This is a genomic window from Enterobacter sp. RHBSTW-00593 (assembly GCF_013784105.1).
GTDB classification, from domain to species: domain Bacteria; phylum Pseudomonadota; class Gammaproteobacteria; order Enterobacterales; family Enterobacteriaceae; genus Enterobacter; species Enterobacter ludwigii.
Window position 1 is genome coordinate 4606438 of sequence record NZ_CP056393.1, and the last position, 23163, is coordinate 4629600.

The window sequence follows — 23163 nt, forward strand, 5'->3', positions numbered from 1 at the left end:
TGGCTGTCCCCTAGCTGACCTGAGACGGAGCAAGCATTCCGAGCCACGCTACGGCGCCCAGAATGATAATCGCAACAACGAATTCTGTCAGGATGCTGTTTCGCATCAGGGCAACGCTGCGATCATAATTCCCTTCCCTGACCATAACTTCAAGCCGGGGACCCAGGTGAAACCGGTTTGCTGCAGCCAGAAGAAGCATCAGAACAAACAGAGCCGTCTTGGCAAGCAATATCCTCCCCCAGGAACTGTTGAATAAGGGAGTTAAGTTACCCTCAGCAATATACAGATAGTTGACCAGCGCACTCAGGATCAGGGCTACAACAATCACCGTTCCTGCCGTGGCAAATTTTGCCAGGGAGTCAGATATCACAATGACGCTCTGTGCATTATGCTCGTTTCTGCGCATCAGCAGGATAGCAAATGCAACCAGAGCACCTGTCCAGGCACCTGCAGCACCGAGATGGGTCAGATCGCTCAGTAAATGGAGATAGTAATGCAGACCGTCATGCATAACGGCGTGTCCTCCCCAGGCAAGTGTAGCCAGCGCCACGCCCCCACTCATCGTCATCAGCAGGCAGGACAATACTCTCTTATTAGTGTAAAGGAACAAAGCACCGAGTGTGGTAAACAGGGCACAGAGCCTGACAATCCAGCTAATACCCACATCAGTTTCTTCTATCACCATCTCGATAACATGGATGGATAATTCTCTGAGGTCAGTTACTCCACTCATGGCATTAGATACCAGGAGCATATTAATGCCAGTAAGAATGATGCCTGTAACAACAGCAAAGGTTATAAACGACCTGAAATTAGTCAGGTTATAGGTTTCATGTCTGACACCGCTTATTCCATATATCTGAAAAAATGGCAATCCAAATATTACCATCAAATCCAGATAAATAAGAAAACGAATAACAATCATAATCAGGTCGTTCATAATATTACTTCACTGTAAAGGTGTAATTACCGGTAATAGGGTGCGTATCTGAAGAAACCGCGCGCCAGTCAACACGATAAGTGCCAGCGGGTAAAGGCTCTCGCGGAATAATGACCATCGATTTAGGGTCAGCGCCTGGCGCCACTTTTGCCGCGACCGGCATCGGAGAATGTGATGACATGCCTTTCATACCCGTCATCGTTAATTTTGCACCTGAGAATTTCACGGTCAGATTTTCCGAGAAATTAAGCTGAATCTTTTCCGGGGCCGCTACGGCTGAATCAGCCTGTGGCACAGAGCTTTTTAATTCCGGATGGGCCATAGCAGAGAAAGCAACGCCCATAACGAGGCCACCTGTAAGAATGGCTTTATTTAAAATCGACATTTTATTTACCTGTTTAGTTGAGTGTTTTATATCAGTGCGTTAAAACCAGATTCTGGCTCCCGCCAGGAATACTACCTGATGGTCTTTCTCACCTTCTCTTTTCGCCATATCGGATGTTTTCCCGTAAAGTTGATTCCAGGAAACGCCTATATAGGGTGCAAACTCACGGCGTATTTCATAGCGCAGCCGGAGCCCCAGCTCTGTGTCAGTCAGTCCCCTGCCGCGACCCCGCGATTCATCATCCTGACTGTAGAAATTCACCTCATAGGATGGCTGGAGTATGAGCCGGTTAGTCAGTAAAACGTCGTATTCTCCTCCCAGACGAAGGGCTGCTTTTCCGCCATTACTGACAAAACCCGTAATTTCAGACTCAAAATTATAGAGTGCCAGCCCCTGAAAACCGACAGCAGCCCAGGTCCGGGCAGAAGCAGGTCTGAAATCCTGCCTGACACCCGCAACCAAATCCCACCATGGGCCAACCGCATGTCCCCAGAGTAACTGCGCTTCAGCCGCCTCCGTTTCCCCATTGCTTCGTTCACCTTCACTCTTTAGCCAAATCCGATCTGTGTCGCCTCCAATCCAGCTGTTAACACTCCAGCTGAAATTGTTGGTGTTATCCGACCGTTGCCATTCCAGTTGATCCAGCAGAACCAGATAATTAATCGCACTGTCGTGAATCGCATGCCCCTGTAAATTGCCGAATGCAGCCTTCCGGTCGGCATCGGTAACAGGCGGAATTGGCGTTCTGCTCTCAGTTACAATGGGCTCCATTGACGTCATCTCAGTGAAATTCTCATCTGCTGGCATCTGCATGGCAGACATGTCGTGCCCGGCGTGGGGATCTGCAGAGACGGAGCCCGCCGCAATAGAAAGCGGTGAGGTAAACAAACCGGCGACCAGAACAGGTATGGCCTTCAAATTTCTCTTCATTCGCATCATTCCTCCACCCGGACTTCACGAAACATTCCCATTTCCATGTGATAGAGCAAATGGCAGTGATACGCCCAGCGGCCAAGCGCATCTGCTGTCACTCTGTAACTGCGTTTTGTACCAGGGGGAACATCTATTGTGTGTTTACGAACCATGAAATTACCGTTTTCATCTTCCAGATCGCTCCACATACCATGCAGGTGAATGGGGTGAGTCATCATGGTATCGTTGATCAGCGTGATCCTGAGCCGCTCACCGTATTTCAGCAGCACCGGTGCGGCATCTGAAAACTTGATTCCGTTAAATGACCAGGCAAACTTTTCCATGTGGCCGGTTAAATGCAGTTCTATGGTACGGCCAGGTTCACGTCCGTCAGGATCCTCAAAGCGGCTTTTCAAATCCGCGTACGTGAGAACCTTTCTTCCGTTATTTCGAAGACCAATACCCGGATCATTTAATTTCGGAGAGACGCTCATCGCCTGCATATCAACCAGTGGGTTATCCGTTTCTGACGCAGGATGACTTTGCATACCCGGCATTCCGGCCATCTGGGAATGATCCATACCGGCCATGCTGCTGTGATCCATGGGCGCGGAGGATGTCCCGCTATCCGGAAGGTCAGCACCGTCCATAGACATCATCTCTCCGCTGTTATCCATGCCTCCCATCTGGCTGTGGTCCATTCCTGCCATATCATGTCCCATTCCCCCCATACCCATATCTTCCATGGTCAACAGAGGACGGGGATCGAGGGGGGGAACGGCAGCACTTAACCCCTCTCTCGTGGCCAGTGTCCCTCGAGCGTAACCGGTCCTGTCCATGGATTGTGCGAAGATGGTATAGGCCTCACCCTGAGGCTCCACAATGACATCATAGGTTTCGGCAACGGCAATCCTGAATTCGTCAACGGTAACCGGGTTTACATACTGGCCATCTGCAGCCACGACCGTCATTTTCAGCCCGGGGATACGGATATCGAAATAGGTCATTGCCGAGCCGTTGATAAACCGTAAGCGTATCTTTTCACCGGGACGGAACAGTCCGGTCCAGTTTTTCAGCGGGGCCTGCCCGTTCATGAGATAGGTGTAGGTGTAGCCACTGACATCCGCGAGGTCAGTCGGATTCATTTTCATTTCAGCCCACATTTTCCGATCGGCAATGGTGGCTGACAGCCCCCTGGTATTCACGTCGCGGAAAAAAGAGCCAACGGTTGGTTTATTGAAATTGTAGTAATCCGACTGTTTTTTTAATTTTTTCAGCAGGCTGTGAGGATTTTCATCGGTCCAGTCAGACAACATGACCACATGCTCACGATCGTAAGCAAACGGTTCTGGCTCCCTGGCATCGATGATAATGGCACCGTATACCCCCTCCTGTTCCTGCAGACCGGAATGGCTGTGGTACCAGTAAGTCCCGTTCTGCTTAACCTTAAAGGTGTAAACGTAGGTATCATCAGGCTCTATGCCCATAAAACTCAGCCCCGGAACACCATCCATATTGGCCGGAAGAATAATGCCGTGCCAGTGAATGGACGTCTGTTCATTAAGACGGTTTTTGACCTTCAGGGTAATGGTGTCACCTTCTTTCCAGCGAAGAACGGGCCCCGGCAGGCCTCCATTGATTGTTTTGGCCTGACGCTCACTGCCCGTGATATTGACGGCCGTTTCACCAATGGTCAGGTCAAACTGAGTACCCTGCAGGGATGCGGCAACTGGCAGGCTCAGACTGGAACGCGCATTGAAACTCCATACGCCAAGACTTCCGGCTACGCCAGAGAGGGTTAACCCCTTCAGGAAAGTTCGTCGAGACGTTTTCAACAGCATGCGCATTCCCTTATTTAAAGTATGGTTACTGACAGAATTCGAGAACCGATTTAAATTAAATTACTGGTTCATCCACTTACAATGAAATGAAGCTAGCACACCTTAAGAAACAAATTCATTACAATCGTGTAATGTACATAGCTGTATTACATTTACGTCATCTTCCCCACAGGTTGATTATTTTTATATATGATCATAAGGACATCTTTTATGTACCTCAGAAGGTAATTACACATGAATATATTAATCACGACCACTGCGTTTACAGCTTTATTTTGTGGGGCAGCTTTTGCTCAGTCCAGTGATATTGCCCATGAAGCACATCGATTTGTTAATAATGCCTCAGCCGTCAGTCATGTGAATTCCTCGACGCATGAAAACTTACCGGACAGGGTTAATAAAAACAACACGCCCTCATTCTCTGAAATGAATGAACATGAAAGGGCCATTGTTGCTCATTCATTTATGAACAACAGCGCGTCCTATGCGCATCAGAAAATGATTGAGGAACATAAAAAAATGCTGTCCGGCAGTGATGCAAATTCAAAGACCTCGTCTTCTTCTTTTAACGAACTGAATGCCGGAGAAAAAGCCGCTCTCGTGCATGAGCAGGTCAATAATGCCGGTGCGGAAGCACATCAGACGCAGGCAAGAAAGCTTCGCGGGCTGTATTCGACCAGGTAACTGCAGGCGGGTTAGTGCTTAGCGTCAGGTGCGCAGCAGGGCTTTACTGACGGGTTACGTAGCAGGACATGAGCCCCATATTGCTCTGCCGTAACCTGTTTCAGTCCCGTTAATCATCACCGTCGGGCTGGTCATACAGTTCCCAGAGCTTCAGGAGCAAACGGGAAACAAGATATGTTACAAAAATGACGACCATCAACGGTGCTCCCGATTAACTGACAGATGACACGCCTCCTGAAAACCCCTAGCATACGCCGCAGTGTTCATGCTAACGGCGAATTCCAGTAAATGTATTCTACCGATGTCGTAAAAGAAAATGCCTACCTTTCAGCCACCCGCTCGGGGCTGGAATCGAACGAGATCGCTACTCTTCAGCGCTCCTTGCCTTCCCGGTTTAATCTGCGGCATTTGAAAAAAAATGAATCATTAAAACTCGTACTGCAAAAGAAAGCGGGAAAATCACGTGTCGTGGCCTATAAATTTACGTCCGGTTCATTTAATTACACGGCGTATCGTATATCAGATAAAAAGTTCTATAACCTTTCCGATACTTCCGGGAAAGGCAGTCTCGATTATCCGTTACCGGCCACAGCAAGACTCAGTTCGCCTTTCAATCCTGCAAGACTTAACCCGGTATCGGGAAAAGTGAGTCCCCATAATGGCATTGATTATTCCATGCCCATGAACACGAAAATAGTCAGCGTCATCGACGGAAAAATCACCCGGGCCGAATACAACAGTACCATGGGATATTTTGTTGAAGTAACGGGAAAAGCCGGTGTTAAAACTCGCTATCTCCACCTCAATAAAATACTCGTTACTAAAGGGGCCAGGGTTACACGGGGAGGTGCTATTGCGTTATCCGGTAACAGCGGACGTTCATCCGGTCCTCATCTGCATTACGAGCTGGTCATCAATAACAACTCTGTTAACTCTCTGGCGTTCCGGGCAGCGGCACCCGCTGATAACAAACTCGAACAGCATGCCTTTGCGCATGCCAGAGACTACGAACGATACCTGGACTGATAACGGGACCGCGACGCGGCCCCGTCTGCCGGATTAATTTTTTTTATCGTTTTCACTTCCGTGATGTTGATGATCTCCATGCCCTCCGTGGCCGTGGAAAAGATGCATTAGCGGGCAGACCAGCAATAACAGATATGGCCAGTAACCTGCCACATGTGACCAGTGTTCGCGCAGGAGAGCAAATGCCGCGATCGCGGCGACAGCAATAAGCGCATAGGTGGTACTTTTCATACTGGACTCCTTCTGTTCGTAACTGACCCTTCACTCAGTGTTATTTCCCGAGCCTGACACTTTTCAGACGCAACGCATTCACAATGACGCTGACGGAGGAAAGAGCCATGGCCGCCGCCGCAATAACTGGCGACAGCAGTATTCCATACACAGGATAAAGCAGACCTGCAGCCACAGGCACGCCAAGTGCGTTGTAGATAAATGCAAAAAACAGATTCTGACGGATATTTTTCATGGTGATCTCTGACAGATGACGGGCCCTGTTCAGTATCATCAAGTCGCCTTTGAGAAGGGTGACTCCGGCACTTTCAATTGCCACATCTGTACCCGTTCCCATGGCTATACCCACGTCAGCCGCTGCCAGCGCCGGGGCATCATTCACACCGTCTCCGGCCATCGCAACCACATGGCCAGACGCTTTCAGTCGGGTTATCACTGCTTTTTTGCCATCCGGCAGAATTCCGGCTTCAACCTCATCTATTCCCAGTTTCCGTGCGACTGCTTCAGCAGTAAGCTGGTTATCCCCGGTGAGCATAACAATGCGGATCCCCGCCTGACGCAAAGCTTTAAGCGCATCCGGCGTGGTTGTTTTCACGGGATCCGAGATAGCTATCAGGCCTGCAAGGTCCCCGTCTGTGGCCACATAGATAACGGTAGCGCCTTCCATCCGCAACGTATCCGCAACGGCCTTTTGATTATCAATAACGATACTGTTTTCCTGCATAGCCAGTTCATTACCAATAACAACCCGTTGACCTTCGACATCGCCTGAGACACCTTTACCCGACGGTGCATCGAAATGAGTGACTGCGGGTATTGCGATCCCCTTTTCCTGTGCTGCTTTAACTACTGCCATACCCAGCGGATGCTGCGAGCCTTTTTCCACTGCGGCTGTTACACGCAAAAGAGATGTTTCCCCACCCGGATTGAGACTGATAATCCCTGTCACCGTAGGCGAACCTTCCGTGAGCGTGCCTGTTTTGTCGACAACCAGCGTGTCCACTTTTTCAAGACGCTCAAGGGCTTCGGCATTCCTGATTAACACCCCGGCCTGGGCTCCTTTGCCCACCCCCACCATTATCGACATCGGCGTGGCCAGCCCCAGCGCGCAGGGACAGGCAATAATCAGGACCGACACAGCCGCAATGAGACCGTGCGCCATCCTGGGCTCGGGCCCCCAGACAGACCAGATCACGAAAGCAACAACCGCGATAAGTATCACCAGAGGAACAAACCAGCCTGAAACGCTGTCAGCCATTCTCTGGATGGGGGCACGCGAACGCTGTGCATCAGCGACCATCTGAACAATTCGTGAGAGCATTGTTTCATCACCGACTTTCTCTGCACGGATGATGAGACTCCCTGTCTGATTAATGGTCCCCCCGATGACAGGGTCACCCTCCGTTTTGGTAACCGGCATAGATTCCCCGGTCACCATCGATTCATCAACGGTTGTTTTGCCTTCGATCACAATACCGTCGACCGGAATACTCTCTCCAGGTCTGATGCGGAGCTTATCGCCAGGCAGAACATCTTCCGCATTAATATCCGTTTCATGACCGTCATGATCCAGCCGCCTGGCGGTTTTGGGGGCAAGATTCAGTAGTGCAGTAATGGCACCTGAGGTTTGTTCCCGTGCCCGCAGCTCAAGAACCTGTCCCAGCAGAACAAGCACCGTAATAACTGCTGCGGCTTCAAAATAAACGGCCACCAGGCCATCCATGTTTCTGAACGATGCAGGAAACCAGGAGGGGAAGACGGTTGCAATGACGCTGTACACCCAGGCTACGCCGGTGCCCATTGCAACAAGGGTAAACATATTCAGGGAGCGGTTACGTAACGACATTCCGGCCCGGGCGAAGAATGGCCAGCCACACCACAACACGACAGGAGAGGCCAGAAGCAGCTGCAGCCATGTGTTGTACTGTGGCGGTACTGTATTCCTCAAGGCGGGAAACAGATGAGATCCCATTTCGAGTACCAGAACCGGAAACGCCAGCAACAACCCCAGCCAGAAGCGTCTTGTCATGTCGCGAAGTTCATCACTTGGCCCCGTGGATGCCGTAGCTACGAGCGGCTCCAGTGCCATTCCACAGACAGGACAGCTTCCGGGACCACTGCGGCGTATCTCCGGGTGCATCGGACATGTCCACACACCTTCAGAATTCTCTTTCTCCGCCTGGTGGTGAGGCTGTTTTATCTGATCAGGGCTGACTTCGTGATGATCGTGGTGATGGTGATGGGAATGTTCACTGGCATCTTCGGTAAGATAACGATCGGGATGGGCTTTAAATTTACTCTCACAGCTGGCGGAGCAGAAATAAAGTTGATGGTCCTGGTATCGAATGCTGCTGTGCGCCCTGTCGGGCAGGATGGCCATCCCGCACACGGGATCTCTCACCTTATGCAATACGTGGCTCTCGTCCGGGGATAATGTCTGCTCAGAAGCAGTCTGGTTGTTGTGTTGCACTGCATTGTCATTTTTCACAGTAACTCTCCTTATGCATACCGAAGCATCTTCTGTCTTCAGGGTATGTCATGGATGCGATTACCACGAATGCCGCCGGCATAAGAGTGCCTGCTGCCGGCGTCCCGTTATCAGCCGTTCCGCTGACTATTCGATTCGCTGGAAGACTTTTTTACTTCCATCCGGTGAGAATGCGATAACATCGTAAGCCTCTTTTCGGGCTCCCATCTCCATTCCAGGACTTCCTGCTGGCATACCGGGGGTGGCGAGACCGTATATACCTGAACCAGACTGCATTGCCTTATGTATCGTTGTCGCAGGCACATGGCCTTCAATGATCAAATTACCGGCAACCGCGGTATGACAACTTCGCAGTCCTGCAGGAATAGCATGCTTTTCTTTCAGGGCTGACAGCGCCTGATCATTCATGACGTGAGTTCGTACTTCAAACCCGTCTTTTTCCATCGCTTTGCCCCACAGGGAACAACAGCCACAGTTTTCAGATTTGTACATATCAATCACTTTTTCACTCGCCATCGCGGGCAGTGAAAGGCCGAGAGCCAGCGCCATCAGAACCACTTTTTTCATACTCACCTCTGTATATTATCGATTTAAACCCTGACGTCAGGGTGAATCAGTAAAGAAGGACACCCACAGGGGGTGCCCTTTCAGGTTCAGGACACGCTTTTTTTATGTCTGCGCAGCCAGATTAATTTGTAGGCGGCAGGAATAATGAACAGGGACAGCAGCGGAGCCGTGATCATCCCACCAATCATGGGTGCCGCGATACGGCTCATGACTTCTGAACCTGCACCGGTTCCCCAGAGTATTGGCAGCAGACCCGCAATGATCACCGCCACGGTCATGGCTTTCGGCCGGACACGCAGTACCGCACCATGATAGAGGGCTTCATCAAGGCCTTCCGGTGTGAACGTCTCTTTACGGGACAATTCCGGGTGCGCTTCAATGGCATGACGCAGATACATCAGCATGACCACGCCAAACTCTGCTGCCACCCCGGCCAGGGCGATAAATCCGGTTCCGGTCGCCACAGACATATGGAAGCCCTGCCAGTACAGGAACCATATCCCGCCAATCAACGCAAACGGCAGACTCATCAGAATCAGCAGGGCTTCGTCAACACGGCGAAATGCCAGATATAACAGGATGAAAATGATCATCACCGTCATCGGTACCATCAGTTTTAATTTCTTGTTGGCGTGCTCGAGTAATTCAAACTGTCCTGAGAATGCCACACTGGTCCCCGGTCTCAGTTTCACTTTCTCGCTGATGACCGTCTTAATATCGTTAACCACTGACACCATGTCCCTGCCGCGGGCATCAACATAAATCCAGCTGGCTGGCCGGGCATTTTCGGTTTTCAGCATGGTTGGTCCGGAAACGACTTTAATATCGGCAACATCGCCCAGTGTGATCTGCTGCTTCATCGGGGTCAGGATCGGCATCTGTTTCAGCGCCTGCGGACTGTTGCGGTAATCCTGTGGGTAACGAATGTTAATAGGGTACCGGGCCACGCCTTCCACCGTTTCCCCTACCGTCGCACCGCCGATGGCTGATGAGACGAACAGCTGGACATCACCTACTGTCATCCCGTACCGGGAAGCTTTTTCCCGGTTAATGTCCACATCAATGTAACGTCCACCTTCCAGTCGCTCAGCCAGGACAGACACCACACCCGGTACCGTTTTGGTTACCGCCTCGATACTCTGCGCCGTCGCGTCGATATCCGACAGAACAGTCCCGGACACTTTGATACCTATCGGGCTTTTGATCCCGGTTGAGAGCATATCAATACGGTTACGGATTGGCGGCACCCAGAGGTTTGCCAGCCCCGGTAAACGGACGGTCCTGTCGAGTTCTTCAATAATCTTGTCAATCGTCATGCCTGGACGCCACTGATCCTCAGGTTTGAGCTGGATCGTGGTTTCAACCATTTCGAGCGGTGCGGAATCCGTGGCGGTCTCTGCTTTACCGGTCTTGCCAAATACAGAGGCCACTTCAGGAACGCTTTTGATTAACTTGTCCGTCGTCTGCAGGAGCGCTGCAGCTTCAGCCGGAGAGACACCCGGCAGGGTCGACGGCATATACAACAGGTCGCCCTCGTTAATCTTCGGCAGAAACTCACCGCCCACCTGGCTCAGCGGCCAGATAACGGTGAAAATGGACAAGGCCGCAACCAGCAGGGTTGTTTTTGGCCAGTGGAGAACCCGCAACAGCAATGGATGATACGCTTTGATCAGTACCCGGTTCAGGGGGTTACTGGTCTCTGCAGGAATTTTCCCCCGGATCCAGAATCCCATCAGAATCGGAATGACGATGATGGCCAGCGCGGCCGCGCCCGCCATGGAGTACGTTTTCGTGAATGCCAGCGGGCCAAACAGACGTCCTTCCTGACCTTCCAGGGTAAAGATAGGAATAAAGGACAGGGTGATGATCAGCAGGCTGATAAACAGTGCGGGTCCCACTTCAACGGAGGCATCGGTAATCACCTTCCAGCGGGTGGCGTTGTCAATCTGCTCACCCGGATGCTGATGATCCCACTCCTCAAGCCGCTTATGCGCATTCTCAATCATCACAATGGCGGCATCCACCATCGCACCGACGGCAATCGCTATCCCTCCCAGCGACATGATATTGGCGTTCAGTCCCTGGAAGTGCATGACGATAAAGGCGATACACAGACCAAGCGGCAGAGAGATAATCGCCACCAGGGCAGAACGTACGTGCCACAGGAACAGGGCACAGACGATGGCCACCACGATAAACTCTTCCAGAAGTTTGGAACTGAGGTTATCAATCGCCCGGTCGATGAGCTGGCTGCGATCGTAGGTGGTCACGATTTCAACGCCTTCCGGCAGGCTGGCCTTCAGCGTCTCAAGTTTATCCCTCACTGCCGTGATAACGTCGCGTGCATTTTTACCCGACCGCAGGATCACCACGCCGCCAGCGACTTCGCCCTGGCCGTTCAGCTCGGCAATACCACGCCGCATTTCAGGCCCGGTCTGCACGCGGGCAACATCCCGCAGATAAACCGGCACGCCGTTCTCGCCTGTTTTCAGGACGATGTTATTAAAATCATCAATGCTCTGAAGATAACCGCTGGCACGGACCATATACTCAGCTTCGGCCATTTCAACGGATGAGCCACCGGCCTCCTGGTTAGACGATTCAAGGGCCTGTTTCACTTCGGGCAGGCTGATACCATACTGAGACAGTTTTACCGGATTGACCTGAATCTGGTACTGTTTCACCACGCCGCCAACCGAAGCGACCTCAGCCACGTTCGGGATGGTTTTCAGCTCAAATTTCAGGAACCAGTCCTGCAGAGAACGCAGTTCTGAAAGGTCGTGTTTTCCGCTGCGATCGACAAGGGCATATTCAAATATCCAGCCCACCCCCGTGGCGTCCGGACCGATTTCAGAACTCACACCGGCGGGCAGTTTTCCCTGTACCTGGTTCAGGTACTCCAGCACGCGGGAACGGGCCCAGTACAGATCGGTGCCGTCTTCAAAAATGACATACACATACGAATCACCGAACTGTGAAAAACCACGCACGGTTTTTGCGCCAGGCACGGACAGCATGGTGGTGGTAAGTGGATAGGTGACCTGGTTTTCTACAATCTGCGGGGCCTGGCCGGGATAGCTGGTTTTGATAATGACCTGCACATCTGACAGGTCAGGCAAGGCATCGACAGGCGTGTTAATAATCGTCCATGTGCCCCAGATGCTGAGAAACAGGGCCCCCATCATGACCAAGAAACGGTTGGCGACAGAGCGCCGGATAATCCATTCAATCATCGTCGTCTCCTCAGTGCCCTGAATGCATATTTACAGGCTGGTCAGACATTGCTGGCATACTGCTTTCTGTTTTTTCAGGGTGGCGCATACGTTCCAGTGCGCCCGTAATATTGGCTTCAGAGTCAATGAGGAACAGGCCACTGACCACCACGGTATCGCCTTCATTCAGGCCGGAGCCGATGCCGGACTGTTGCTGTGACTCATGCAGAACGTGGATCTGTTTCGGCACAAACTTGCCTTCATCATCAACAGTAATCACGCGCTGTTCTTTGCCGGTATCGATAACGGCCTGGCTTGGTATCAGCAGCATCTCCTGGCTCCTGGTATTCAGTTTCAGATAGGCATTCATGCCCGGCTTGAGAAACTCATCCTTATTAGAAACCTGGAGACGGACCTGAAGCGTACGGGTTGTCTGATCCACGCTGGGAAGAATGTTCCATTTTTCGACATGGAATGTTTTATCCGGATAAGCCGGTACCGAAATTTCAAACTGCGACGTATCTTTCAGCAGATAGGCGATAGATTCTGGCACTGCAGCGCTGATCCAGACCGGGTCCATTCCCTGAATCTGAGCCACCACCTTATCTTTCGAAATATTCATGCCGGTGCGCAGGTCAAATGCAGTAATGACGCCATCAATAGGTGCTTTAATGGTAAAACGGGTCTGGATGGTGCGGGTTGTACGCAGCCTTTGAATATCCTCTTCCGGCATACCAGCCAGACGAAGTCGCTCCAGAACCCCTTTTATCTGGGTTGGCGTACCGCCTGTACCGGATAACAGCAGGAACTCACTTTGTGCCTCAACCCATTCAGGAATGGTGATATCGATAAGCGGCGTGCCTTTCTTCACATGATCGCCAATCGTCAGGGGATACACTTTTTCGACGAAACCGTCAGAACGCGCCTGCACAATGACAAACTGATACTCGTTGTAACTGACATTAGCCGGGATTGTCTGAGAATAATTCAGCATTCCTCGCGTGACTTTTTGCGTTTTTAATCCCAGATTCTGAACCTGGGTTGGGTCGATACGGATCCCGCCACTGCTTTTATCGCCACTTTCATCAGCATATTTTGGCACCAGGTCCATATCCATAAAGGGCGATTTTCCGGGTTTATCAAATTTGGTATCCGGTTTCATCGGGTCATACCAGAAAAGTACCTTTTTCTCCGGTGCCTTTTGTTCTGTTTGTACTGTTTTTTGTGATGAGTTTACATACTGCCAGGCAGTAACCGATATCAGCCCTCCTGCTATGAGGCTGCTGATAATTATTGCAGCATATTTTATCTTTAAAGAAGCCATACAATTTCTCGCTGAAAAATCAAAACACCTGGCATATGCGCCCGATCATTCATTCACAGTAATCCCTTAATGAATGTTCAGGCGCACTGGATGTATTCGCTCCGGACTGTTAATCAGGATTGCGTCACGTTAATGCTTTTGAGTAAGGAGATATTGCCCTGCTGAATAAACGAGAAATCGACATGGTTGCCGGTTTTCAGGGCATTGATAGCGTCGTCTGCATTAACAAAAGTGAAGCGCATGGTCATTGCAGGCCAGCCCACCGCAGGGATTGCTTCGTGCGAAATGGTGATTTTTTTACTATTCATATCAATGTCTTTAACGACACCGGTGCCCTTGATAACCTGCTGTACCGAAGCATCACTGGCAGCATTCATATCGCCATGCTGATGTGTTTCAGCATGAAGACCGGCAGAGAACATGACAGAGAAGGCACCAAATAAAACGGCTTTAAGTGAATTACGCATTTTTAATTTCCTGATTAATTAAATAAATTTACTCTACCCAACCGCCACCCAGCGCGGTAAACAGATTAATTTCGTTAACCTGTCGGGAATAGGTAAGATCGAGAATGGTTTGCTGCGTAGCGAAGAGGGAACGTTCTGCATCCAGCACTTCGATGTAACTGACAGCACCACTTGCATACAATCCTCTGGCACGCTGGAGAGTTATCTGAAGTGAATCAAGATAACGCTGCTGTGACTCAAGTTGCTGGCTAAGGCTGTCGCGCAGCGCAAGCGTGTCGGAAACATCCTTAAAGGCTGACTGAATTTTTTGTTCGTAATTAACCACCGACTGTTGCTGGCGAATTTCAGCCAGCTTCAGATTGGCTTTATTCCTGCCAGCATTAAATATAGGAATTTCAATTTTAGGGATAAAATTCCACATTCCACTTCCTGACGTAAACAGGCTGGACAGCTCCGTACTGCTTGCGGAAAGACCACTGGTCAGGGTAATGGAGGGGAAAAAGGCCGCTCGCGCTGCGCCAATATTGGCATCAGCCGCTTTCAGCTGATATTCCGCTTCCATAATATCCGGTCGCTGCAGCAAAATTTGTGAAGACAGATTTGGTGGCAATTTTACTGGTGCTATCTCCCCGCCTTTCATCCCTTTTTCTGACGGAAGTGCGCGGTACGTTCCCAGCACCAGTTGCAGGGCATTGTTTGCCTGAGCCAGATCGCCTTCTCGTTTGGCTATTTCGGCGCGGGTACTTTCGATTTGTCCTCTCGCCTGTTCAAGCGCCAGAACGTTCGTACTCCCGGTCACGAGCTGCTGCTCAACGAAAGCATAGGACTGTTGATAATTTTTCAGCGTTTCCCGCGCAATACGGAGTTGTTCGTACGCCAGTTGCTGGCTGAAATAGCTTTGTGAAACGTTGGATACCAGCAGGATGTGTACGGCCCGACGGGCTTCTTCGCTGGCAAAGTAGTTCTGGCGATCAGCGTCACTCATGTTCTTAAGTTTGCCGAAAAAATCGAGCTCATAGCTGAGTTCCAGACCCGCGTCGTACTCCTGTGTGGTCGGCTTGTCGCCTTTCAGGCCACCGCTGTATGTGATCCCGGATGAGGCATTCAACTGGGGATAACGATCTGCATCCGTGACGTTGAACTGGGCCCGGGCCTCTTCAACCTTCAGGGCAGCCATTCTCAAATCACGGTTATTATTCAGGGCTTCAGTAATCAGCCGTGTAACCTGGGGATCGACAAAAAAGTTACGCCAGCCCGTATCCTGATAACCATTCACTGCTGGCGTCAGGCTGTTTCGGGACAGTGAAAACTGCTGGGGTACCGGTGCTGCCGGGCGCTGATATTCAGGAGCCAGAGAGACACAACCGGCCAGGATGAATATCGTGCTAATGCTGAGTAATTTTAATTTGAACATAACGCTTCTCGTCCAGGCAGACCTGGTAAATGGTTCAAATGAAGTCCAGAGTATTGATAGGGGTACTTTACCGAACGCTCTCTGTTTGGCGGGTGACAGGATAATGACAATGTTGTCATTTTTGCTGTAATCCGTTGATAACGATCGTGGGCGCAATAGAATGACCTTAGCAGCCAGCCGGGGAGCAAGATGAAAATATTGATCGTCGAAGACGAAATTAAAACAGGTGAATATCTCAGCAAAGGGCTTACAGAGGCAGGGTTCGTAGTGGATCACGCTGATAATGGTCTTACCGGATATCATCTCGCCATGACAGCCGAGTATGATTTAGTCATTCTGGACATCATGCTGCCTGATGTGAACGGCTGGGATATCATCCGCATGCTGCGCACTGCCGGAAAGGGTATGCCGGTCTTACTGCTGACGGCCCTCGGCACGATCGAACACAGGGTCAAAGGACTGGAACTGGGTGCGGACGATTATCTGGTTAAACCCTTTGCGTTTGCCGAACTGCTGGCCCGGGTGAGAACCCTTCTGAGGCGGGGAAACACGATGATCACGGAAAGCCAGTTGAAGGTGGCTGATCTCTCGATGGATCTCGTATCCAGAAAAGTCAGTCGCGCCGGAAACCGCATTGTGCTCACCAGTAAAGAGTTCAGCCTGCTGGAATTTTTCATTCGGCATCAGGGCGAGGTTCTTCCCCGCTCCCTGATTGCCTCTCAGGTCTGGGACATGAATTTTGACAGCGACACTAACGCGATTGATGTCGCCGTAAAGCGACTCCGCGCTAAAATAGACAACGATTACGGGACAAAGCTGATCCAGACTGTCCGGGGCGTGGGCTATATGCTGGAGGCCCCGGATGCATAGCAAACCTTCCAGGCGCCCTTTCTCACTCGCCCTGCGGCTGACCTTTTTTATCAGCCTGTCCACGATACTGGCTTTTATCGCCTTCACCTGGTTTATGCTGCATTCTGTTGAAAATCATTTTGCCGAGCAGGATGTCAGCGATCTTCAACAAATCAGCACTACCCTGAACCGTATACTGCAGTCCCCGGTGGATCCGGATGAAAAAAAAGTAAGCAAAATAAAGGAGTCGATTGCCAGCTACCGCAACGTTGCCCTTTTGCTCCTCAATCCCAGGGGGGAAGTGCTCTTTAGTTCAGCGCAGGGGGCGGCACTACGCCCGGCCGTGAATTCCGCAGATTTTAGCGAGCACAGCCGCGCACGGGATGTCTTTCTCTGGACGGTGGAGGATCCTGCGAGACCGATGGATACCGGGTCTGAAATGAAGATGGAAACATACCGGATTATCGCCTCCTCTGGCCAGGCGATATTTCAGGGCAAACAGCAGAACTATGTCATGCTGACTGGCCTCTCCATTAATTTCCATCTCCATTACCTCGATGCGCTGAAAAAAAATCTGATTGCGATCGCCGTCGTGATAAGCCTGCTGATTGTTCTGATCATTCGCATCGCTGTCCGTCAGGGGCACCTGCCCCTTCGTAATGTCAGCAATGCCATTAAAAACATCACCTCCGAGAATCTTGATGCGCGGCTGGAACCGACACGCGTTCCCATTGAGCTGGAGCAGCTGGTTATCTCGTTCAATCATATGATTGGAAAGATTGAGGATGTCTTTACCCGCCAGGCCAATTTCTCTGCCGATATCGCGCACGAGATCAGAACGCCCATCACCAATCTGGTGACGCAGACTGAAATCGCACTGAGTCAGGATCGAACCCAGAAGGAACTTGAGGATGTCCTCTACTCCAGTCTTGAAGAGTATAACCGGATGACCAAAATGGTCAGCGACATGCTGTTTCTGGCGCAGGCGGACAATAATCAGCTGATACCTGACAGGGTCCGGTTTGACCTCAGAGCAGAAGTCATGAAAGTCTTCGAGTTTTTCGAAGCCTGGGCCGAAGAACGCAATATCACGCTCAAATTTAACGGAATGCCCTGCCTGGTTGAGGGAGATCCACAAATGTTCAGAAGAGCGATCAATAATCTGTTATCCAATGCCCTGCGTTATACCCCGGAGGGACAGGCCATCACCGTCTCAATAAGAGAGCAGGAGAGTTTTTTTGACCTTGTGATTGAAAATCCGGGGAAACCAATCCCTGAAGAACATTTATTAAGGCTTTTTGACCGTTTTTATCGGGTGGATCCGTCCAGACAACGAAAAGGAGAAGGCAGCGGCATCGGCCTTGCGATTGTAAAGTCAATCGTGGAAGCACATCACGGAAGAGTGCGGGTGGAATCGGACGTACGCTCCACGCGTTTTATCTTATCCGTGCCCAGACTGGAGAAAATGATCCCGGAAATCCAATGCTGAGAATAAAGATTTAAATGACAAAGATGTCATTAGCCTGTCATGCAGCAAACAGAAGCCATTCGATATAATTAGTGCAACTTATCAGGAAGGCTGGATTGCTTCATCAATACCCGGCGTCAGAGTACGCCAGGAAATGAATATCCAGCCTTCTCCCGGAGAAATAAACGCTGCCGAACCTGTTTCAGTTATGGAACTGAAAACACCGGTTGTACTTCCCCGGACATCACTAATTCAGAAATGGAGAGTTATCATGAAAAATATCGTATTAGCATCTTTGCTGGGCTTTGGTTTAATTACATCGTCCTGGGCCACTGAAACCGTGAATATCCATGATCGCGTCAACAATGCACAGGCTCCTGCTCACCAGATGCAGTCTGCTGCGGCTCCTGTCGGGATCCAGGGGACTGCTCCTCGTATGACCGGTATGGACCAGCATGAACAGGCCATTATTGCTCATGAAACCATGACGAACGGCTCGGCGGATGCGCACCAGAAAATGGTGGAAAGTCATCAGAAGATGATGGGAAATAACACAGTATCCACGACCGTCCCGTCAACATCTTACACGGCGATGAATGAGCATGAAAGAGCAGCGGTTGCCCATGAATTCATGAATAACGGGCAATCCGGCCCACATCAGGCCATGGCCGAAGCGCACCGCCGCATGATCAATGCAGGCTGAATGCGACTGTAGTATCCGTGCTTTTACCCTTTCCTTGATAGATTATTCCTTAACCGGATATGTTGTGAGATTTTTGCCCCCGTCAGGGGGCTTTTTTATCTGACTCAGCTACAATTAACCGGTACCTACCTGAAAAGGATTTATTAAATGAAAATCAAAAACACCCTTTTTGTAATATTAATGTTATCCCTGCCAGCCATTTCTGCTGAACATTCGGAAATGAAAATGTCAGATATGCACTCATCGGCATCGTCACAGGAATATATGGCTGGCATGAAAGACATGCATGACAAAATGATGGCCGCCGTTAATGAGCCCGATCCCGATAAGGCCTTTGCAAAAGGTATGATCGCACACCATGAAGGAGCAATAGCAATGGCTGAGACCGAACTTAAATACGGAAAAGATCCCGAAATGAGAAAGCTTGCGCAGGACATCATTAAAGCTCAGAAAGGTGAAATCGAGCAGATGAATAAATGGCTTGGCAGTCAAAAATAAAGATTGCAAAAACGCCATAATAAGCGTAATTTTAATTCACTCCCGGGCACGGGAGCCTGTTAAACGTTAAATAATTAAAACCCGATTAATTTCGGGTTTTTTATATACTATACTCCGGTCCTTTGCTGTGGACCGGAATATATGCAGCAGCGATAATTTTTACACATTATCTCGTCATGGCAACAATATCGCTCAGGATCTCAACCAGCTCAATCCTTTCCTGCATTCCGTCATGATAGGTTGATCTTGAGATGATTCTTTCCGCTGTCATCCGGGGCCAGAATTTATCAAGCACATTATCGGGCTTCATTCCCACCGCCCGGCCAATTATTTTTTTAGCATCACAGGTGTCCGTAAACGTGACGGCTACACCGGTCATTTCTTCGATCAGATCCGGGCAGAGATAGTTCTCTATTTCACGTTTACGCGTGGCGAAGAATACCTTACCGGCATCCTCCACTTCTCTTTTACGTTTCTGAATGGACATAACCTGTGCAGGGTCTCCCCCAATATCGGAGTCCAGAAAAACGCACCAGGGAAGCCCCAGATCGTTGGCCAGATTCAATGTAACCCAGTGTTTGACGCTGCCACACCCTCCTATGAGGACTGGCACTATTTTCACGTCCTCCAGAGAGGCTGGCAGCACACCTGACTGTTTTAATGAACTGGCCGCATGCCTCAGGAAAGTGACATCCGACTTTCCCTCTACCAGAACAATCCCCTGCGCCCTTTCCATACCGGTCTCTGGTAGCACCCCCAGGCTTTCAGTGGCTTCCTTCAGCACAGCGTCATCCGGCATTTTTACTACGGGTTCACCCGCCTCATTTCGGGTGACATAACGTACACCTTCGACAGGGATCAATCCGGCCAGCGCCGGGACATGGGTGGTGACGATAATCTGACGGTGCGGCTGGCCTGCCAGTGCCAGCAACGCTTTCATCAGCATCATCTGATAGTTTGGATGCTGTGACGTTTCAGGCTCTTCGATGGCATAAATTATGTTTCTGGGCGTCCCCGCGACATTCTTTTCAGCCTCAGCCCGGAAAAAATTCAACAGGATAAGCCTCCTTATCCCGCTGCCGCGCTTATTGATGGGGATGCCATTTTCCCCGTCCAGGGTGAAATTGAAGGTCCACTTGGGTTTTTCCTTAAATCGTGGAGTCAGTTCACTGGCGAGTTCGGGGGCCATTTCACGTAATTTATCCAGCGTTCTCTGTGCGACATCCAGTACGCTGTCCTGGATCTCATTTTCCAGCGCTGTAATTTTGTCCTGCAGCGCCGCCTGAGCGTCTTTTACGGCCTGCTGTAAGGGGTTTTTAGCTTCTGAATCCCCGTCGCTGCTTTCCCTGTCGGCTTTGAAAATCGCATACGTGGGCAGCAAATCGAGGATCTTACCCCATAATGATTTTGTGTCGGTTCCAAACTCTTTATCGACATCCAGCAACATTTCCGAACAGGTATAGGGAGCGGCGGCTTCCCTGATGGCCTGACGCCATAACGATGCGGTGCGTTTATCCGCCACATTTTTTTCAACTTCTTTTCCCACCGCCTTGAGTTCGGAAATTTTCATGCCCAGTAAATTTCTCAGGGGCTCCTCATCCGGGTGGATGCAGCGGATGCAGGTCTGCTCCGGTTTTCCTGAGGTCGTTGCTTTAAACGTTTTGACGATTTCAAAATTGCCGTCTTCATTCAGCAGATGTTCTGAGGCGAGCGTGGTCTGCACCCTGTCGTCGATCATGATAAAATCGGGCAGATCATCGAATTCACAGGCTATTTCAAAACGGCCCTCCCCTTCTCTCAGGCTGAAACAGTTCATGTCATTCTTGTCAGCCTTCATTCCTTCTGTTTCAAAAAAAATAGCCAGCGCTTCCAGAAGCGTTGATTTCCCAAAGTCATTACGACCAACAATGCCCGTCATGCCTTCATCAATAATGATTTCAGTAGAGTTTCTGTAGCCTCTGAAGTTTTTCAGTTTTAATTTTTTGAGCCGCATATGAAGTCCTGTGTGTAAGAAAGCGTTTTGCTGCAACCTGAATACAAAATATATTTTCAAATGCCTGCCAGCATGCAGGGATAACCGTTATTGAGAATATCTTAACGACATTTCTGGATTATGATCTGGTCGCGCTTTCTGAACTTTACTGCTCCTCAAAACACCGGAAGCCAACTTGTGGTTCGATACATGGCTAAGTTAAAACTCCAGAATGATGGGTAATAATTTCAATGCTCATTATATTTTTTGGAACTGACTCATGGCTTTTATGACTTAAATGATAATAATACACATTCTTTGATATTAATTATGTCGTACGGACATTGATAAATTTAAAGGTAGATAGATTTTCATTTACGGATTATTTCCTAAATTCATCGATAATGTGATCGACATAAAATTTTCATTTAAGAGTGAAGAGATAATTTATGGTTGTCCGAAACAGCTCAAACTGGTGTATTTAACATAACAGAAGAAACGAAAGGCTTCATAGCAACCTGATACTTCAGGCCGCTAAGGGGTTAATATTGCTGCAGACAATTAGACCGGGAAGCGCATGGCGTCACCATTTCTCCCGCCTGGCTGGAAGTGAAGAATCATTGTGCAAAGCTCCGTATTCGGGCTTTGCATCTGACAATGGTTCCCTGGATGAAAGTACGATCTCCACTCCAAGGACGCTGAACACTCTAAACAAACGCTCAAAACCCACACTTGCAGGGTTGGCCTCCAGTCGGGCATAAGTTTGCTGTGTTACACCCAAACGTTCAGAAACATCTCTTTGCGTCAGTCCATTGGCTTTGCGAAAGCCGATTAAAACAGGACGCAACTGATTCAAGGTCTTCAAAGCGTATTGAGTGTTCATAAGTGATCTTCCGTATCGACGGGTTAACAAGCACAACGAATGGATTTACAGCAGATAAGCTGTAATACTCATTAACAGACTATAGGCTGTAATACGCCTCTTGCCAAGATTCGGCATCTTTCAAAAACAAGGCCGTGTTGAGTAAGCAGTACTGGTATCTAGCACCCCTGACCACTTTGCTTGAGAGTGACCCAGTGACATTTATCGTGATCGTAGGTCTTTTAGACGTTGTTGCTAACCGGCATCATACTCAGGTGGTAACCCCCAGGGATACTCGGGAAGTGATAATTTATTCCCGCCCTAATCAAAATATATAACCCTATCTTATTAGCTTTCTTAGTAGTTTATAAATGAAGTAAAAATTAGCGAAGAAGCTTTACATTAAAAAGTGAGCAAAAATTTTTACCATTGAACCGGCAAAATTTGCAATCTGCGGCTTTTAGCCTGAGAAAATCCACATTAACAGAATAATCATCAAGTCCAACAGAGGCATAACTTACGTCCTCGAATAAATCGGTAATAAATGAGTTGAAATTACAAAAATTAACCTCACTCAATATCCTGAACACCGCAGAAATATAACTACTATGCATTATCCTGACTTCAATAACCTTTAATAAACTAGAATGCGATTTACTTTTAAAGAGGTCAAAGAGAAAGTAAACCAGCTCATTTTTATTGTCAGAAATCCATTTTAAAATTTTATCCCTGGCACATGGCAATAAATACACTGGAGTTTTGAAAGGATTTGAAATGTCAACCACAAGGGAACAATAACCATGAGGATTTATTCCACTTATAATTAAGTCACTAAGTCCTTTCACTGCATCCAAATAGTTGTCAAAACAAACCTCATATAAACAGGTACTATGAGCTGCACATTTAGATTCAAACAACCATCTATGACGAAGATAACCAATGCCTTTAGAGTGTATATCTTCAATAATACATTTATGGCAGTAACGAATCTTTGAGATGTTTACCAATGGATATGAATTAGTTATGTGTAAATTATTTCGACAGGCATCTTCAACAGCGTTGAAATACCCGTAAACACCAGAAGATAACGACACTATATTGGAAGTTAGTATATAACCATTTCTTGTGGCAAGAATGTCATATATATCCTGCAAACTATGCAATTTGTACATATCAATCAGTTCGAGCCGAGGAAAGGCATCGTACCTTAGTTCACCATGCTTAGATATTATGTTCCTGCAATTGGATAAGTTATACATTATCTGTGAACGCAGAAGAAAACTGTGCCACAATTCATTTTCGTAAACCATATCACTCCCT

Annotated in this window: 20 protein-coding genes; 6 read left to right on the forward strand and 14 right to left on the reverse strand. The window is 49.2% G+C overall.

The features are described 5' to 3' along the window. Positions 1-10: 10 nt before the first annotated feature. The 4 genes from pcoD to pcoA are packed head-to-tail and all read right to left on the reverse strand — an operon-like array spanning position 11 to position 4078. Positions 11-889, reverse strand: a complete 879-nt coding sequence (gene pcoD / locus HV242_RS22205) for a copper resistance inner membrane protein PcoD (protein WP_229692861.1) — start codon at positions 887-889, stop codon at positions 11-13. 55 nt (positions 890-944) lie between these two features. Beyond that, positions 945-1325: a copper resistance system metallochaperone PcoC gene (pcoC, locus tag HV242_RS22210; RefSeq protein ID WP_000025662.1), complete on the reverse strand. Its 381-nt coding sequence runs from the start codon at positions 1323-1325 to the stop codon at positions 945-947. A 39-nt stretch (positions 1326-1364) separates the two neighbouring features. Further along, positions 1365-2255, reverse strand: a complete 891-nt coding sequence (gene pcoB, locus HV242_RS22215; RefSeq protein ID WP_074133539.1) for a copper resistance outer membrane transporter PcoB — start codon at positions 2253-2255, stop codon at positions 1365-1367. Positions 2256-2260: 5 nt separating this feature from the next. Continuing rightward, positions 2261-4078 carry a multicopper oxidase PcoA gene (gene pcoA / locus HV242_RS22220; RefSeq protein ID WP_044865869.1) on the reverse strand — a complete coding sequence of 606 codons (1818 nt, stop codon included), beginning with the start codon at positions 4076-4078 and terminating at the stop codon, positions 2261-2263. Between the two features lie 234 nt (positions 4079-4312). On the opposite strand from pcoA, the gene HV242_RS22225 reads away from it, so the two are divergent. Continuing rightward, positions 4313-4762 (forward strand): copper resistance protein, encoded by a 450-nt coding sequence (locus tag HV242_RS22225; protein ID WP_001023257.1) that lies wholly within the window; start codon positions 4313-4315, stop codon positions 4760-4762. A gap of 288 nt (positions 4763-5050) precedes the next feature. Continuing rightward, positions 5051-5788 carry a peptidoglycan DD-metalloendopeptidase family protein gene (locus tag HV242_RS22230; protein ID WP_044865871.1) on the forward strand — a complete coding sequence of 246 codons (738 nt, stop codon included), beginning with the start codon at positions 5051-5053 and terminating at the stop codon, positions 5786-5788. 33 nt (positions 5789-5821) lie between these two features. On the opposite strand, the gene HV242_RS22235 is transcribed toward HV242_RS22230, so the two are convergent. The 7 genes from HV242_RS22235 to silC form a co-directional block, all read right to left on the reverse strand. Next, a complete protein-coding gene (locus HV242_RS22235) occupies positions 5822-6019 on the reverse strand; it encodes a DUF2933 domain-containing protein (RefSeq protein ID WP_000843494.1) in 198 nt (65 codons plus the stop codon). A 40-nt stretch (positions 6020-6059) separates the two neighbouring features. Continuing rightward, entirely contained in the window at positions 6060-8507 is a 2448-nt protein-coding gene (gene silP / locus HV242_RS22240) for an Ag(+)-translocating P-type ATPase SilP (protein ID WP_044865872.1), read from the reverse strand. A gap of 126 nt (positions 8508-8633) precedes the next feature. Then, complete coding sequence (locus HV242_RS22245) at positions 8634-9074, reverse strand: DUF411 domain-containing protein (RefSeq protein WP_000758228.1); 441 nt, start codon at positions 9072-9074, stop codon at positions 8634-8636. Between the two features lie 86 nt (positions 9075-9160). Next, on the reverse strand, positions 9161-12307 hold the full coding sequence (silA, locus tag HV242_RS22250) for a Cu(+)/Ag(+) efflux RND transporter permease subunit SilA (protein WP_044865875.1): 3147 nt from the start codon (positions 12305-12307) through the stop codon (positions 9161-9163). Between the two features lie 10 nt (positions 12308-12317). Continuing rightward, entirely contained in the window at positions 12318-13610 is a 1293-nt protein-coding gene (gene silB, locus HV242_RS22255; RefSeq protein WP_013087116.1) for a Cu(+)/Ag(+) efflux RND transporter periplasmic adaptor subunit SilB, read from the reverse strand. A 113-nt stretch (positions 13611-13723) separates the two neighbouring features. After that, positions 13724-14077 carry a cation efflux system protein CusF gene (cusF, locus tag HV242_RS22260; protein WP_001246153.1) on the reverse strand — a complete coding sequence of 118 codons (354 nt, stop codon included), beginning with the start codon at positions 14075-14077 and terminating at the stop codon, positions 13724-13726. A 28-nt stretch (positions 14078-14105) separates the two neighbouring features. Beyond that, a complete protein-coding gene (gene silC, locus HV242_RS22265; RefSeq protein ID WP_023331517.1) occupies positions 14106-15491 on the reverse strand; it encodes a Cu(+)/Ag(+) efflux RND transporter outer membrane channel SilC in 1386 nt (461 codons plus the stop codon). 189 nt (positions 15492-15680) lie between these two features. Here silC and silR point away from each other — a divergent pair, with 189 nt between their 5' ends. The 4 genes from silR to copM all read left to right on the forward strand — a co-directional run bounded on the left by silR (position 15681) and on the right by copM (position 19009). Beyond that, on the forward strand, positions 15681-16361 hold the full coding sequence (gene silR, locus HV242_RS22270; RefSeq protein ID WP_023331518.1) for a copper/silver response regulator transcription factor SilR: 681 nt from the start codon (positions 15681-15683) through the stop codon (positions 16359-16361). After that, positions 16354-17829, forward strand: a complete 1476-nt coding sequence (gene silS, locus HV242_RS22275; protein ID WP_023331519.1) for a copper/silver sensor histidine kinase SilS — start codon at positions 16354-16356, stop codon at positions 17827-17829. Before silR ends, silS begins: the two co-directional genes overlap by 8 nt. Before the next feature lie 250 nt (positions 17830-18079). After that, positions 18080-18511, forward strand: coding sequence for a silver-binding protein SilE (silE, locus tag HV242_RS22280; protein ID WP_023165800.1), 432 nt, complete (start codon positions 18080-18082; stop codon positions 18509-18511). Positions 18512-18658: 147 nt separating this feature from the next. Continuing rightward, positions 18659-19009 (forward strand): CopM family metallochaperone, encoded by a 351-nt coding sequence (gene copM / locus HV242_RS22285; protein ID WP_008786877.1) that lies wholly within the window; start codon positions 18659-18661, stop codon positions 19007-19009. Positions 19010-19175: 166 nt separating this feature from the next. Here copM and HV242_RS22290 read toward each other — a convergent pair whose 3' ends face one another. From HV242_RS22290 to HV242_RS22300, 3 genes are all read right to left on the reverse strand, one after another. Further along, positions 19176-21002 carry an AAA family ATPase gene (locus HV242_RS22290; protein WP_044865887.1) on the reverse strand — a complete coding sequence of 609 codons (1827 nt, stop codon included), beginning with the start codon at positions 21000-21002 and terminating at the stop codon, positions 19176-19178. Positions 21003-21564: 562 nt separating this feature from the next. After that, positions 21565-21864 carry a helix-turn-helix domain-containing protein gene (locus HV242_RS22295; protein ID WP_001097217.1) on the reverse strand — a complete coding sequence of 100 codons (300 nt, stop codon included), beginning with the start codon at positions 21862-21864 and terminating at the stop codon, positions 21565-21567. A gap of 362 nt (positions 21865-22226) precedes the next feature. Beyond that, positions 22227-23153, reverse strand: coding sequence for a hypothetical protein (locus tag HV242_RS22300; protein WP_000262426.1), 927 nt, complete (start codon positions 23151-23153; stop codon positions 22227-22229). Positions 23154-23163: the final 10 nt, after the last annotated feature.